This is a genomic window from Halalkaliarchaeum sp. AArc-CO (genome assembly GCF_024972735.1).
GTDB lineage: Archaea > Halobacteriota > Halobacteria > Halobacteriales > Haloferacaceae > Halalkaliarchaeum.
The window spans coordinates 2,111,411-2,126,077 of sequence record NZ_CP087723.1 but is presented as its reverse complement, the minus strand read 5'-3'; the positions used below and the strand labels follow the sequence as shown (position 1 = coordinate 2,126,077).

15 protein-coding genes and 1 tRNA gene are annotated in these 14,667 nt (G+C 65.6%); 7 read left to right on the top strand and 9 right to left on the bottom strand.

The window, feature by feature from the left end:
• Positions 1-14 precede the first annotated feature (14 nt).
• The gene (locus AArcCO_RS11320; RefSeq protein ID WP_259533592.1) at positions 15-674 is read left to right on the top strand and encodes a hypothetical protein; all 660 of its coding nucleotides are present in this window, start codon (positions 15-17) and stop codon (positions 672-674) included.
• Here AArcCO_RS11320 and AArcCO_RS11315 read toward each other — a convergent pair.
• The 4 genes from AArcCO_RS11315 to AArcCO_RS11300 all read right to left on the bottom strand — a co-directional run bounded on the left by AArcCO_RS11315 (position 662) and on the right by AArcCO_RS11300 (position 6,050).
• Complete coding sequence (locus AArcCO_RS11315) at positions 662-2,374, bottom strand: tRNA uridine(34) 5-carboxymethylaminomethyl modification radical SAM/GNAT enzyme Elp3 (protein ID WP_259533590.1); 1,713 nt, start codon at positions 2,372-2,374, stop codon at positions 662-664. The two genes, AArcCO_RS11320 and AArcCO_RS11315, sit on opposite strands and share 13 nt — an antisense overlap.
• A 101-nt stretch (positions 2,375-2,475) precedes the next feature.
• Positions 2,476-4,662: a DHH family phosphoesterase gene (locus AArcCO_RS11310; RefSeq protein ID WP_259533589.1), complete on the bottom strand. Its 2,187-nt coding sequence runs from the start codon at positions 4,660-4,662 to the stop codon at positions 2,476-2,478.
• A gap of 111 nt (positions 4,663-4,773) precedes the next feature.
• The gene (locus AArcCO_RS11305) at positions 4,774-5,385 is read right to left on the bottom strand and encodes a YIP1 family protein (RefSeq protein ID WP_259533588.1); all 612 of its coding nucleotides are present in this window, start codon (positions 5,383-5,385) and stop codon (positions 4,774-4,776) included.
• Positions 5,386-5,417: 32 nt separating this feature from the next.
• Entirely contained in the window at positions 5,418-6,050 is a 633-nt protein-coding gene (locus tag AArcCO_RS11300) for a thymidine kinase (RefSeq protein WP_259533587.1), read from the bottom strand.
• A 118-nt stretch (positions 6,051-6,168) separates the two neighbouring features.
• On the opposite strand from AArcCO_RS11300, the gene AArcCO_RS11295 reads away from it, so the two are divergent.
• Positions 6,169-6,453, top strand: a complete 285-nt coding sequence (locus AArcCO_RS11295; protein WP_259533586.1) for a DUF357 domain-containing protein — start codon at positions 6,169-6,171, stop codon at positions 6,451-6,453.
• A gap of 38 nt (positions 6,454-6,491) precedes the next feature.
• On the opposite strand, the gene AArcCO_RS11290 is transcribed toward AArcCO_RS11295, so the two are convergent.
• The 3 genes from AArcCO_RS11290 to AArcCO_RS11280 form a co-directional block, all read right to left on the bottom strand.
• On the bottom strand, positions 6,492-6,998 hold the full coding sequence (locus AArcCO_RS11290) for a DUF2062 domain-containing protein (protein ID WP_259533585.1): 507 nt from the start codon (positions 6,996-6,998) through the stop codon (positions 6,492-6,494).
• 87 nt (positions 6,999-7,085) lie between these two features.
• Complete coding sequence (cysS, locus tag AArcCO_RS11285) at positions 7,086-8,564, bottom strand: cysteine--tRNA ligase (RefSeq protein WP_259533584.1); 1,479 nt, start codon at positions 8,562-8,564, stop codon at positions 7,086-7,088.
• Positions 8,565-8,638: 74 nt separating this feature from the next.
• The gene (locus tag AArcCO_RS11280) at positions 8,639-9,001 is read right to left on the bottom strand and encodes a DUF555 domain-containing protein (protein WP_259533583.1); all 363 of its coding nucleotides are present in this window, start codon (positions 8,999-9,001) and stop codon (positions 8,639-8,641) included.
• 290 nt (positions 9,002-9,291) lie between these two features.
• On the opposite strand from AArcCO_RS11280, the gene AArcCO_RS11275 reads away from it, so the two are divergent.
• The 3 genes from AArcCO_RS11275 (at position 9,292) to AArcCO_RS11265 (ending at position 10,372) form a co-directional block, all read left to right on the top strand.
• Complete coding sequence (locus tag AArcCO_RS11275) at positions 9,292-9,465, top strand: hypothetical protein (protein WP_259533582.1); 174 nt, start codon at positions 9,292-9,294, stop codon at positions 9,463-9,465.
• A gap of 75 nt (positions 9,466-9,540) precedes the next feature.
• Positions 9,541-10,188 (top strand): thioredoxin domain-containing protein, encoded by a 648-nt coding sequence (locus tag AArcCO_RS11270; RefSeq protein ID WP_259533581.1) that lies wholly within the window; start codon positions 9,541-9,543, stop codon positions 10,186-10,188.
• Positions 10,189-10,287: 99 nt separating this feature from the next.
• Positions 10,288-10,372, top strand: a tRNA-Ser gene (locus AArcCO_RS11265).
• 169 nt (positions 10,373-10,541) lie between these two features.
• On the opposite strand, the gene AArcCO_RS11260 is transcribed toward AArcCO_RS11265, so the two are convergent.
• Positions 10,542-11,018 (bottom strand): pyruvoyl-dependent arginine decarboxylase, encoded by a 477-nt coding sequence (locus AArcCO_RS11260; RefSeq protein ID WP_259533579.1) that lies wholly within the window; start codon positions 11,016-11,018, stop codon positions 10,542-10,544.
• A 69-nt stretch (positions 11,019-11,087) separates the two neighbouring features.
• Entirely contained in the window at positions 11,088-12,311 is a 1,224-nt protein-coding gene (locus AArcCO_RS11255) for a proteasome-activating nucleotidase Pan2 (protein WP_259533577.1), read from the bottom strand.
• Positions 12,312-12,464: 153 nt separating this feature from the next.
• On the opposite strand from AArcCO_RS11255, the gene AArcCO_RS11250 reads away from it, so the two are divergent.
• Positions 12,465-13,622, top strand: coding sequence for a signal peptidase I (locus AArcCO_RS11250; RefSeq protein WP_259533576.1), 1,158 nt, complete (start codon positions 12,465-12,467; stop codon positions 13,620-13,622).
• A 98-nt stretch (positions 13,623-13,720) separates the two neighbouring features.
• Entirely contained in the window at positions 13,721-14,575 is an 855-nt protein-coding gene (locus tag AArcCO_RS11245; protein WP_259533575.1) for a 3-hydroxyacyl-CoA dehydrogenase family protein, read from the top strand.
• Positions 14,576-14,667 lie beyond the last annotated feature (92 nt).

Below are 14,667 nucleotides of genomic sequence, written 5' to 3'. Positions count from 1 at the left end.
CGTAATCGAGTAGGATGCCTGCAGAGAGTATTCACGAGTATCTCGATCGCTATCGCCGATGGGCTGGCGTCGGGTTGATACTCATCGGAATCGGTTGGCTCGGCGTCGCCCAACTTCCCGCTGTTCCCGGCGTCTCTATTGGAGGACTGCCGGGAGACGCCCTCGACCTCGTCGGCTGGGCTGCGTCCGGTCTGGGTGTGATTCATCTTGGCGTTGGGGCTGTCCTCATCGTGCGGCGACGGACTGGATGGCTGTCGCGACTGACGTTTCGAACATCGCTCGCTATCGCAGCTGTCGTGTTCGTCGCGAGCGCGGCAGTCGTCTCCGCGCCCGACATCGTCCGGGGAGGCACGATCAGCCCCGAGCTGCTGGCTCCTGCCCCTGTTTACGTCTGTTACATCGCTGCTTTGCTATTTCCGCTCGGGGTTGCCGCAGACCCCAGGCATCGATACCTCCTACTCGCAGGCATAGGTATTATTCCGGTGCTAATGCTCGTCGCAATTCCGCTCCTTGCCGTCCTCGAGGGTGGGTGGGTGATTCTCGTGCTGCTTTTCACCCTCCCGGTCGTCCTCGTGACGATCCCGATCATCGCGATTTTCGGCCTTCCGCTATACGTTGCCGGGCGAACCATTCGACGCCAAAACTCCGGCCGCCCCGAAAGTTACAGTCCCTGACGCGTCCCGTCGAGTCGTTTCGAAACGTACGGCCCGTCCTGGTGGTATCCGAGTTTCTCCCGATAGTACTCCCGAACGCCGATCCCCGAGAGGACACTGAGCTTTTCGAAGCCGGCGTCTTCGGCGATCTCTTCGGCCGTCCGGATCAGTCGCGTTCCGTAGCCGCGATGTTGCCAGTCGCCCTCTTCGCCGATGGCAGCCTCGCTGCCGTACACGTGGAGTTCGCGCACGACCGCGGCGTCCTGGAGCTCCCGCCGGACCGGGTCGTCGGCGCCGTCGGGTGCCCCTGGCTGACCGGGAGCATAGGAGGGGAACCGGAGCCGGCAGAACCCGACCAGGAGGTCCCTGACCGTGTCCTCGAAGCTGAGGAACTGTTCGGTGCCGCCGCCGGCCTCGTACTCCCGAACGGTGAACTCGATGTCGTCCGGATCCGGATCGGCATCGTTCATCCCGACCTCCCGCGCTCGTATGTCCCGCGGTTCGATCCCCTTCTCTTTTGCGCGTTGGTCGGCCAGCTGCCTGAGGTTGGACTTCCAGACGCCGGCTTCGATGAAGTCGGCGGGGATGTCCCGCTGGACACGCTGGAGGCGGGTGTACGGCGCGATCTCTCCCATCGCGTCGGCGACGACGTCTGCGGCCTCCTCGTTCGAGAGCGGTTCGTACTCGCCGCGTTTCCACATGTCGTACACTCTGGTCCCCTGCACCACGAGCGTGGGATAGATCTTCAGGTAGTCCGGGCGCCACTCCGGACTCTCGAACAGCCGGCGGAAGTCCTCCCGGCACATCTCTTCGGTCATCCCGGGCTGGCCGGGCATCATGTGGAACCCGACCTTGAACCCGGCGTCCCTGAGCCGCCGGTTGGCGTCCTTCGACGCCTCGATTCCGTGCCCTCGGTGCATCTCTCGGTTGATCCGTTCGTAGGTGGTCTGGACGCCGACCTCGACTTTCGTGCCGCCGAGCGCCAGCATCCGGTCGATCTGTTCGGGGTCACACCAGTCGGGCTTCGTCTCGAAGGTCGTCGCGACGTTGCGGACGTCGGCAGTCTCGTTTTTTGCGATAACGTCCTCGAGGTAGCGGAACTCGTACTCCTCGGGATCGGGTTTGAAGCTCTCGTCCTCGGCGGGGTGGGGATCCGACTCGACGTCGTAGTCGTTCATCGCCGCGAGCGCCCGCTTGAGGAACCACTCCTGATAGTCGTGGCTCCGTGCCGTCATCGTCCCGCCCATGACGATCAGCTCCACCTTGTCCACCGGGTGGCCGATCGCCCGGAGCTGCTCGAGGCGGAGCGTCACCTGGCCGTAGGGGTCGTACTCGTTTTGTTTGCCACGAGCGGCGGCGGGTTCGTGTCCGGTGTACGACTGGGCGGAGGAGAACTCCGAGGCCGGCCCTCCGGGACAGTAGAGACACTTGCCGTGCGGGCACAGCTGTGGCGACGTCATGATCGCCACCGGGGAGACGCCCGACGCGGTCCGGACCGGCTTGCGCTGGACGACCGCCTTCACTTCCTCCCGACGGTCGTCGGGCGCGTGATCCAGAAGCTCGGTGTTCTTCGGCACCGTCGACGCCGAGTGGGCCGAGCAGACGTCGAGCTTGGCGGACTCGAGGTTCTCCCGGTCGACCTCGCCCGCGAGGATCCGCTCGACGAGCTCGGTACACACCTGCGTGTGCGTCTCGTCGACGTCGTCGGTGTCGGACCTCATCGGCACACAGTCACGGCGTGACGCGAATAAGGGTGTCGTTGCGGGTCGTCGCTTCGGCCGTTGCGGGTCGTCGCTTCGGCCGTTGCGGGGTCGATCCGTCGTTATCGGGCCTGATCGACGACGGCGTCGACGATCGCGTCCCGGGCGTCTTCCCGGCGGCCGGCCAGAAACTCCACGCGGCCGTCGCGCAGGTCGGCGACGCCGAGATCCGCCTCGGGAACGGCCTCCCGGGCGTCGTCGACGGCCGCCCGAAGGTCGACGTCGAACGTCGACCGGACGAACAGCTCGTCGGTGCCGACGCCGATCGTCGCGAACGCGCCGTCGGTTCGTTCCCGGCGGTGCAGTTCATCGAGCAGCAGCGACGTCGGGGGGAAGTCGTACCGATGGGTGTACGCGTCGGTGTCCAGCAGTGCGAGTTCGACGCCGTCGCGGGCGGTCCGCTCGAGGTTCTCGCGTGCGGTCGCCACCTCGGTGTCGACCTTCACGCGGAACTGTTCGGCGACGTGCGCTGCGAGATCCGCGCCACCGTCCCCGAACAGGAGATCGGTGAGCAGCTCCCGTTTGTCCTCGTAGGACTGATAGTACGCCTCCAGCGCGACCGCCTCGCGGAGATCGCGCCGCCTGTCGGCGTCGTAGCCCGCCTCGTCGGCGACCCGGGCGTACGTCCCCGGAGCCGTCTCCCAGTAGCTCGTCGCGGGAAGATGTGCGAGCCCGTCCCGGGCGCCGTCGTCGATCGCCGCGGCGAGTTCGGCTCCGAGCGCACCCACCGACAGGTCGTCTTCGTCGTCCTCGTCGGGCGCGACGAGCACTGCCGCGTGGTCGCCGGCCTCCGGATCCGCCGGCTCGGCGTCGACGACGACCCGCGTGGCGTCGTAAATGTCGAGCAGGTCCAGCCCGTCCTCGGACTCGGCGGTCGCTCCCGTTCCAAGCAGCAGAAACACCGGGAGCTTCTCGTCGTGTCGGTCCCGGTCCTGGAGCATCCGCGTGACGTCCATCGTCGCGTCGTCCATGTCGTACACCGACGACTCCAGCGGACGGCGTTTGAAGTAGTGGTACTCGGCGTCGGAGCCGGCGTACTCCTTTGCCACGAGCGGCAACACTGCGCGCTCGACGGCAGCACCGGCGAGGTAGCCGTTCGCCGTCGCCGGGTGTCGGACGACGATCGGTCGGCTCTCGAGGACGGCCCGACGGAGCGCCTCTGCGGCGTCCAGGATCGGCTCGCGCAGTGCCTCGACCGTCTCGTGGTTCCCGATCGGCTCGAAGACGTCCGGACGGGCCTTCGCGGCCAGGGCGTCCTCGAGCCGCGTTACGACTTCGTCGCGGTCGTCTCCCTCGAGGACGACGAGCGCTTCGGTCTCGATCTGGATCTCGTTGCGCCGGAGCTCGACGTCACCCTCGAGCCGAACGACGTCGTCGACGCCGACGTCCGGATACGCGCGGACTCCGGGTTCCACGAACGCGGCGCAGTCCACGACCCCGGTTTCGTCGCGGAGTTCGAACACCGTGGGGCCGCCGGTCTGGCGAACGCTCACGATCTCTCCTTCGAGGCGGATCGTCTCGCCGACGGCGTCCGACAGCGCTTCGACGGACACCCGATCGATGGACGTTCCGGCTTCCGGTTCGGACTCGGCTTCCGGTTCGGACTCGGCTTCGGACTCGGCTTCCGGTTCGGACTCGGCTTCGGGCTCGGTGGTGGCTTCGGTTGCCGCCTCCGACTTCGTTACGGCAGTCGTACCCGCGTTGCCGGACGGATCCCGAACTTCGGTCGGCTCGCCACCACTCGTGGCGTCCGTTTCGGCGCTCCGTTCGATCGCCCGGTCGTCGGTCGTCGCAACGTCCTCCTCGCCGCTGTCCGGTTTCGCTACGTCCTCGTCGTCACCCTGCGTCTCTTTTTCGTCGTCGGCTTCCGTCTCCGGCTCCCGATCGGTGTCGCCGTCCTGAATCAGCGCGCCCCGGAACTCGCGTTCGGCCTGGCGGATCGACCAGCCGAGATCGATGTTGCCGTTGTCACGGACGTTCTTCACCTGGACGAACACCGTTTCGCCGGGCTCCCAGTCGAGCGACTCCAGCCGGCGGTCGAGCTCGCTGCGGTGCAACAGCCCGGTGACGCCCGGCGCGAGATCGACGAACACGCCGAAGTCGGCGTACCCGTCGACGGTGCCACGGTAGTATCGACCCGAAACCAGCTGGTCCGGGGAATCTCCACGAAACTCGAAAACGACGTCTTCCTGGTGGCTGTCGCATATTCGGCCGTCGACAGACACACCACAGATGATACACGAACCCATTTGAACGAACGAAATAGCCGCGGCCTAAAACGGTTGTCGAAAGTCGGACGCGGACCGACCCATGACAGCAGTTGATTCGACTGCAGCCGCAGCTCGGGTCTGCAACTCCGTTCAACCGCCAAACACGACGGCGTTTCCGACCCGGATCGCGGTGACGACCCCACCCGCGAAGACGACCGGCGGGAGCGCGGCGAGAACCGTACGAACCGGTCCCGTCCCGTGTCTGGCCGCGATTCCGACAAAAAGCAGGATCCCCGCGTACGCGATGCCGGTCCACATCGCGCTGGCGATCGAGACGTCGGCGAGCGCGACTGGGACCGGAACCAGCGCCAACGGGGCGCTCGCGTATCCCACGAGCTGAACGGTTTCACTGACGCCGCCGCGATCGGGAGCCACCACGACGAGCGCGATCGTTCCGACCGCAGCAGTCAGGTGCAACGTCACCGGGGTGACAAGCACCACCAGGAGACCGCCGACGACGGCACCGCCGACCAGTGAGCTGCCCCCGACGGTGGGAGACAGGCCGGGCACGGCGAGAAACAATCCCCCGATCGACGTCGCCGTCACCGCCATCGCGAAGAACAGCGCCGGCGCCTGGTCGGCCGGGGCGATCGCCGTCCCGAAGAACCGGCGCGGACGCACGAGCACTTCGATCCAGGCACGAACGAGTGCGCGTGGACCGCGGTCCCGTCCCCCTTCCGGGGTGTCGATCCAGGTCGTCACTGGCTCGGGTACGTGCCGGAACCGTATGACGGTTACTCGTCGGCTTCAGGGGCGGACCGGTCGACCGGGTCCTCCCGCGGTCCGGTCCGGAGGGTGTGACAGTTCCGGCATCTGGCCTCGTAGGATTCCTCGGCGCCGACGAGGATCGTCGGGTCGTCCCGATGGGCTGGCTCGCCGTCGATGAGCCGCTGGTTTCGGGTGGCGGGCTCGCCACAGACCGAACAGATCGCCTGGAGTTTGTCGACGTACTCCGCGACGGCCATCAGGCGCGGTACCGGATCGAACGGCTCCCCGCGGAACGTCTGGTCGATCCCCGAGACGATGACGCGTGCACCGTCCGACGCCAGCGTCTGGGACACCTCAACGAGTTCACTGGAAAAGAAGTTCGCCTCGTCGATCGCGACGACTTCCTCGCCGTCGTATCGGTCGTACAGCTCCCACACCGCATCGCCCTCGTTGGGAACGATCCGTGCGTCCCACTGGCGCCCGTTGTGGGACCCGATCGTGGCTTCGCCGTATCGGTTGTCGATCGCCGGCTTGAACGCGACGATCTCCTGGCCCGCGATGTCTGCACGCCGGAGCCGCCGAAGCAGTTCTTCGGTCTTCCCGGAGAACATCGACCCCGTTATCACCTCGATCCACCCCGAGCGCGTAATGGCGTGCATAAGTACGGGCGATTCGGCCACGAGCAAAACAGTTTCGAACAGCTGTGGGTCGCCGCCTCGGCGTTTCTCGACACGACACAGGGGAACGTCTATCGGGATCGAAATCCAATCCCAGCGCATGCCCGCGGAGCTCGAAGAGAAGGTCGATCGGTACGAACGAATGCTCGCGGACGCACTCGATGTCGCCGATCGGGCCGTTCCCGAAGGGACACCGCTCGGCGAGGCCGCGAGTGACTGTCGGGAAATGGCCGAATCCTACCTCGAGGACGGCCGTCACTTCAGGGAAGAGGACGACCCGGTCAACGCGCTTGCCTCGTACTCGTACGGCTACGGCTGGCTCGACTGTGGCGTGCGGATGGGACTGTTTTCGGTTCCCGGGGACAGCGACCTGTTCACCAGCTAGGTCGTGAGGAATGCGTACCTGTGCGGTTCTGTACCGGTTTACGCTGCGTCCGGGTCCAGCGTCCTGTCGACGACCTCCTCGATCGCCTCCTCCAGCGGTTCGAGCTGCTCCCGGTAGGAGACGACGAGGCGGAAGACGACGACGTAGCCGAGGACCGTCGCGAGGACCGCGAGCACCAGATTACCGACCAGCAGCCTGACGACGATCTCGGGGCCGGCCGAAAGCGAGACGTCTGCCATCGTGACGCCTTCGACCGGTCCGAGCAGCAGCGTGCCCAGCGTGAAACTGGCGGCGTAGACACCCCACTTGACGACGGGGTTGAACACGAGAACCGATGCGAACAGGGCGATCTTGCTGATCGACTTGAACAGCGCCACGAGCACGACGAACAAAAGCAGGCCGGTCCCGAGCGTCGGCAACATCGTGATAAACACGCCGACTGCGAAGCTCCCGGCGACTTCACGGGGCGTGTGATCGTCGGCGAACGCCCGCTTGAGTTCGTCGTGAACTCGCTTGCGGTACTCCCCGACGCGCTCGACGATCATGGGAGGGGAATACGCCACCGCCGGGAAAATAGCTGTCGGCGGTCCGGTCGACCGCCGGTCTCACCTCCGACCGATCCCGCGGTCGCGTCACTCGAACCGGTAGGTCGGCCCCTCCGGGCTGTCCTCGACCTCGACTCCGACGTTGTCGAGGGCATCCCGCAGTTCGTCGGCACGTTCGTAGTTGCCGGCCTCGCGTTCCTCCTCTCGGATCTGTAACACGAGTTCGACGAGCTCGTCCGCCAGCGTGGCGTCGCCGTCGTCGACCCCGGTAAACTGGAGCCCGAGCACGTCTTCGCCGAACGTTTCGAGCGTCTCGATCGCCCGCCTGAGTCCGGGGTAGTCGTACGTCTCGCTGGCTTCGACGTGGCGGTTGACCGCGGCAGCGAGGTCCAGAAGCGCCGCCATCGCCTCGCGGACGTTGAAGTCGTCGTTCATCGCCGCTTCGAACTCGCTTCGCGTCGCCTCGACGGCGTCATGGAGCGCTTCGTCTTCGGCTTTGGTCGCCGCGTCGACCGAGTCGGCTGCCGCCATTGCAGTCTCATAAGCCCGCTGGAGTCGCTCGAACCGTTCGTGGGCTTCCGCGAGCGCGTCCTCGGAGAGGGCCTGGTCGGTCCGATACTGTGCGCCCGCGTAGAACGTCCGAACGACGTTGACGCCGAGTTCCCCGAGCGCGTCGGAGACGCTCCAGTAGTTGCCCAGACTCGAGCTCATCTTCTCGCCTTCGGTCTCGAGCAGCCCGTTGTGGAGCCAGTAGCGCACGAACCGCTCGCCGGTTGCGGCCTCGCTTTGGGCGATCTCGTTTTCGTGGTGAGGGAACACCAGGTCGCGCCCGCCCATGTGGACGTCGATGGTCTCCCCGAGGTGCGTCATCGACATCGCCGAGCACTCCACGTGCCAGCCTGGACGACCTTCACTCCAGGGGGAGTCCCAGGTTTGTCCGGTCGGAAGCGCGCCGTCGTGTTCGTGTTTCCGGTGCTCCCGAACGGCGGACTCGCTGACGCCGTCGGCTTTCCACAGCGCGAAGTCCGCGGGATGTCGCTTCTCGGAGCGCTCGTCGGGATCACCCTGGGCTTCCAGCTCCTCGAGCTCCTGGTTCGACAGCCGGCCGTAGTCGTCGAACTGCGTGACGTCGAAGTAGACCGACCCGTTCGACTCGTAGGCGTATCCCCGATCGACGAGCGTCTCGACCAGGTCGATGATCTCGGACACGTGTTCGGAGACCCGTGGATACACCTCCGCGCGCAGGAGGTTGAGCCCGCGCATGTCCGCAAAGATCTCCGCGGTGAAGTGACGGGCCACGTCCGATTCGGTCTCCCAGTCGTTACGTTCCCCCGCCCGCGCGGTGATCTTCTCGTTGACGTCGGTGACGTTCTCCACGTGGCGGACGTCGTAGCCGAGGTATGCGAGCCAGCGGTGGATGATGTCGGCGTGCACCCACGCCCGGGCGTGACCGAGGTGGGCGTCGTCCGAGACCGTCAGGCCACAGACGTACAGCAGGACTTCGCCGTCGTCGACCTCGAACGCCTCGCGTTCGCCCGACAGGGTGTTGGTCACCGAAAGGGTCATCGGGAGCCTCTACCCACGGCGAGCGTTTGAAAGCGTCGAATAATCGTGGAATCGCGGCCGGGTGCTCCTCCCCGCTACTCGTCGTCCTCGTCGGACTCGGTCTCGACGACCTCGATGACCGAAAGCGGGACGTCGCGGAGTGCACCCCCGACCTCGCTTTTCGCGATCCGGGTGGCGTGTTCCTCCCCCTCGGCGTTGAAGATCTCGATCTCCAGGAGAAGTCCAACGAGCGCCGTCTCCGCAGCGATGTACGCCGAGTCGAACGGCTCCCCGCAGGCGGGACAGGTCGTCACCCCGACTTCGACTTCGACGTACTCTTTGTCCTGATCGTTGAGGCGCCGCCCCGCCTCGCTTACGGCCACGCCGATCGCGTCGTCGATGTCTTCTACGTCGCGAACCAGCCAGGCCGCCTCCATCGCAACGAGGTAATTGCTCATGTGGCGTCCAACGAGACCCGGGGTTTCGTGTCTTGCGGTTCGCGGGCCGATTTTCGCCCGTTCTGGGCCCGAACTTCCCCGTTCGAAAGGCGCACGAGACGGCTTCGTTCCTCATAAGTTACGGATATCCACGGGAGGGCCACTCCAGGTAATCCACCGTGAAACGGTCGCTTGCACTTCTGCAACCGGTTGCAGCCGGAATTCGAAAAAACGCAAGACTGCGGAGGGGTAACCGACACCTCCCTCTCGACACCTTTATATATGGGTGCGCTCCCACCGCCGAGTAGGCAATGATCCAACGCGCACGCAGTGCCGTCATGCTCGCTGTTCACCAACTGATCGTCGCGGTCGGGATCGTCCTGTTCCCGATCGCGCTCCTCGCCAACCGGGTCGGGTTGCGGCTCCCGCTCCACCGGCTGCTCCAGGAGGTCCAGGCGGCGACAGAGAGCCCCGCAGACGACTGATTTTCGAGTCCGGTCGAAAGGTACGCCAGGCGAATCGCTCGTAGGCGTTAAGTTCGCCCGCACCGACACTCCCGTATGGAGCGTCCCGTCTCTCGACGGACAGTGCTCGCGACGCTGGGCGGCGCCGCCACGGTCGCCCTTGCGGGCTGTCTCGGCGGTCCCGACCAGTCCCACGACTGCGAGTTGACCGAACCGGATCCGGTGACCGACCTCGAACGCCCGACGCTGGGTCCCGACGACGCCGACGTCGTCGTCTCGGCGTTCGACGACTTCGCCTGTCCCCACTGTGCGACGTTCAAGCTCGATGCGTTCCCCGAGTTCCGTACCGAGTACGTCGAGGAGGGGCTCGTCCAGTTCCGCCAGTACGATTTCCCGATTCCGGCCGACGGCGACTGGTCCGAACCGGTCGCGAACGCAGCCCGCGGGGTGCAAGAGCGGTTCGACGACGAAACCTACTTCGAGTACGCGACGCTGCTGTTCGAACAGCTTCGGGGGGACGGCTACTCTTACGAGGCGATCGAGGAGCACGCCGAGACGGTCGGCGACGACGGCTGTCTCGCCATCGCCGACGCGGAGTTCGAGCCGTACGAGACGGTCGTGGGTGCCGACCGCGAGGAGGGAGTAAACCGGGGCGTGAGCGGAACCCCCACCGTGTTCGTCGACGACCAGCAGGTCGACCCGACGTACGATGCGATCTCTGCAGCGATCGACGACCGACTGTGACCGTCGGACTCGAATACGTGTCGAGCAGCACACCGTCGACCGCCTCCGGTCGACGTCGTTGGTAAACCTTAAAACGTCCCGTCGCAGAATACCAAACGAGCCGAGGTAGCCTAGCCCGGCCAAGGCGGTTGCCTCGAGAGCAACTGTCCGTCAGGACTCGGGAGTTCAAATCTCCCCCTCGGCGTTTTCATGAGGCAACACGCAGAGCGACTGTTCTGTCGGTCGGCACACCGAACGGGACGACGGTCGAGAGTTGAACCGGATCGCCGTCCCTCCGAGCGGTGTACCCCGGTGATGTCCCGATCGAAACCTCCCTCCACTTTTGACCACCGCGACGACACGCGTGATTGGTTTCACAAGATCGGTTCGCTCTCGCCGTACGCCGCCAGCGTCACCACTGTCGTCCAGCCATCGGTCTCGGGAACCGCGGTGGTCACCTCGAACTCGCGGTTCGGTAGCTCCCAGTCACGGAGTTTACAGCCCGCCTCGAGCCCGTCTTCGAGTTCCCGACGGACCGCATCCGGATCCCGTCCCGTCGCCTCGTAGAAGAGTCCCGGCCCCGGGCCCGTTGCCCACCCCAGTCCCGCGGCGAGCTCTTCGGTCTCCGCTGGGGGGGCCGTGATCTGCGACTCCACGACGGTGAGGCGGTTACCGGCCGGCCCGAGGTCCGGCGCCCGGTCGACGCGTTCGACCGCAGCCCCCGCGGGAACGATCGAAGACACGCGAACAAGGTTGTAGTTGTGGAGGTTCGCGTCCGAAAGCGCCGCGTCGTAGGCGGCCATCTCCGTGGGGGCGACCCCGACGCCGCCGGCGACGTGGATCCGATTCATTACCGAAACTGGGTCACCGACGCGTTAAGGAGTTGCGTTCTGCAGCGAGAGGCCGTCGCGACGCGGTCGTCAGTACTGGTAGTGGACGACGCCGTCGGGCCCGTCGTCGGTGTGGTCGAGCTTCTCGATGGCGTCCTCGAAGTCACGACGTTCGACGGTCGTCCGGTCGTCCCGGATCGCGAACATTCCCGATTCCGTCACCAGCGATTCGATGTCGGCCCCAGAATAGCCGGACAGCTCCGTCGCGAGGTCGGCGAAGTCGACGTCGTCGTCGACGTTCATCTCCCGGGTGTGGATCTCGAGGATCTTCCGACGGCCCTCCTCGTCGGGTTTGGGGATCTCGATGAGCCGATCGAACCGGCCGGGCCGGAGGATCGCTTCATCGAGCATGTCGAAGCGGTTGGTGGCGGCGATGATCCGCACGTCCCCGCGATCGTCGAAGCCGTCCATCTCCGAGAGCAACTGCATCATCGTCCGCTGGACCTCCGCGTCGCCGGAGGTCTTCGAGTCGGTCCGCTTGGAGGCCACCGCGTCGATCTCGTCGATGAAGATGACTGCCGGCTCCCGCTCGGCCGCCAGGTCGAACAGGTCACGGACCAGCCGGGCGCCCTCGCCGATGAACTTCCGGACCAGTTCGGAGCCGGCCATCTTGATGAACGTCGCGTCCGTCTCGTTTGCGACCGCCTTCGCGAGCATCGTCTTGCCCGTCCCCGGTGCGCCGTGCAGCAGCACGCCCGAGGGCGGTTCCACGCCGACGGTCTCGAAGATCTCGGGGTTCGAAAGCGGGTCCTCGACCGCCTCCTGCACCTCCCGGATCTGCTCGTCGATCCCGCCGATGTCGTCGTAGGTCACCTCGGGCGACTCCTCGACTTCCATCGCCTGTGCCCGGGCGTCGGTTTCGTCGTCCAGAAGGGTCTGGATGCCAAACGAGTCGTCGATCCCGACCCTGTCTCCCGCTTCGAGGGCATCCTCGAGTTTCGGGGACGCCTCTGTCAGCACTTCCTGATTGTTGCCGTGCTGTTTGATGACGATGCCGTCGTCGGTCAATTCCTCGACGCTGGCGATGTACAGCGCGGACGTTTTCAGCGTCTCGTTTCGCCGCTGTAATCGATCTACTTTCTCGCGGAGCTGCTCTCGACGACTCCGCGTCTGTGCCAACCGTTGTTCCAGCTCCTCGTTTACGCCCACGATGCGCCTGTAATGCTCGCGGATGGCGTCCAACCGCTCGGCGTCGCTCATCTCGGGATCGAGCTCCAGGCGCGGGCGGTCGGGGAGCGACGGGCTCCGGGACATCTCTTGGTCTCGCTTTGTCTCCCGCCTAAATGTGCCTTTGGGTCGACGGGAGGGTCTGCTCTCTTCTCGAGGGGTACCAATCAGGTGTCCGGCGGGGTGCTTATAATCCCGGCCGCCGTTCACTCGCACGTCGCTTCGGGGGACCGATTCCGAATGGATCTCAAACGCGCGCTTTCGGTGACGCTGCAGCTCGCGCTCGCGGCCGTCGTCATTGCGCTCGTCGTCGGACAGTTTCTCGGCCAGCCGATCCTGTTGAGCTTCGTCGAGACCGGCAGTATGGAACCGACGCTCGATCCGGGAGACGGGTTCGTCGCGGTTCCGGCGGAGCTGTCCGGCGAGATCCAGCAGGGTGACGTGATCGTCTTCCATGCCGAGGAGATCCAGGGCGGCGGGCTCACCACCCACCGCGTCGTCGAGGTGACCGAGCAGGGCTACATAACCCGCGGGGACGCCAACCCGTTCACCGATCAGGATGGCGACGAACCCGTCGTGCGTGACGCACAGGTGGTCGCGACGGCGCTGCAGGTGGGCGGATCGGTCGTCGCCATCCCGCATCTGGGGACGGCGGTGATGGGGCTGCAGGCGGGGCTCGAGACGATCCAGCGCCAGCTGGCGGCGGCGCTCGGGACGCGGGCGTTGCTCGGACCACAGGGGATCGCGTACGTGCTCTTTGCGCTTTCGGTCCTGGCCTACGCGGCCGACTACCTCCTGTTCGGCTCGGCGGGAAAACAGCGACTCCGAGAGCGCACCCGGAACACCGGCACGTCCGCCCGGACCCTGCTTCTCGTGCTCGCGCTCGTGCTCGTGATCACCGCCACCGCGGCGATGGTCGTTCCGGCCGGAACCGAACAGTTCACGGTCGTCTCCGCGGAGTTCGAGTCCGACAACCCCACCGTCATAGAGCGGGGTACCGCAGAGGAGCTCCCGTATCTCGTTCCCAACGCCGGGCTGGTGCCGGTCCACGTCTACCTCGAACCCGCAAGCGAGGGGGTGGCCGTCGAGCCGGAGCACACCTACGTCGGCTCCCGGTCCGAGACCACCGCGACGCTTACGCTGTCTGCACCCGATGAGACCGGTGCATACCGTCGGTTCGTCACCGAGCGACGCTATCTCGCTGTGCTGCCTGCTCCAGTGATCGACGAGCTGTACCGGATCCACCCCTGGCTCCCGATCGTCGCCATAAACACCGTCCTCGCCGGCGGGATTTACGGCCTCGGTCGGTTTCTGCTGGGGACCGGACGGATCCGCGATCGGAATCGAACACACCGGGGGCGGCGCTTGCGGCGGCTGATCCGGTCGCTGTACGAATGAATGTCACACCGAGGGCCGCCGTTTTCTGCAGCTCCCGCGCCTGGGACAGCACGCTCTGGGACACCACGCTTACTATCCGTCCACCCGCAACGCCGTGTATGCGCGGACTATCCGAAATAGAGACAGTCGGCGTCGTCGGCGCCGGAACGATGGGTAGCGGGATCGCCCAGGCCGCAGCGACCGCCGGCTACGACGTCGTGATGCGGGACGTGAAAGCCGAGTACCTCCAGGATGGACTCGACCGGATCGACTCGAGTCTCGAACGTCTCGCGGAGAAGGATCGCCTCGACGCCTCGCCCGCGGAAATCACCTCGCGAATCACCGGCGTAACTGACCTCGAGGAACTATCCGGGGCCGACGTTGTCATCGAAGCGGTACTCGAGGATCTCGACGTCAAACACGAGGTGTTCGAAGCGCTCGACGAACAGCTTCCGAACGACGTCGTGCTCGCGACCAACACCTCGACGCTTTCGATCACCTCGATCGCGGCCGCCACCGAACGTCCGGAACTCGTCGTCGGACTCCACTTCATGAACCCGGTCCCGCTGATGGAGGGGGTCGAGGTCGTCGTCGGGGAACACACCGACGAGGAGGTCGTCTCGTTCGCTCACGGATTCGCCGAGGAACTGGGCAAAACGACCTGGGAGTCGGACGACAAACCCGGCTTCGTGACGAACCGGATCTTGATGCCGTGGATAAACGAAGGGATACGAGCGTACGACGAGGGCGTGGCGACGAAAGAGGACATCGACGCTGGGATGAAACTCGGGACGAACGTCCCGATGGGGCCACTGGAGCTCGCAGATCACATCGGGCTCGACATCTGTCTCCACGCCAGCGAAACGCTTCACGAGGAGCTCGGAGACAGGTATCAGCCGGCGTATCTGCTCAAGCGAAAAGTCGAAGCCGGCGACCTCGGAAAGAAAACCGGACGAGGGTTTTACGAGTACTGAGCCGGCGTTCTCTCGTCCCGTTCGAGAGGTCCTCGGGGAGGGTGATCGGAATGATTGGACGTTCGGAAACGCCCGGATATAAGCTGTTGGCG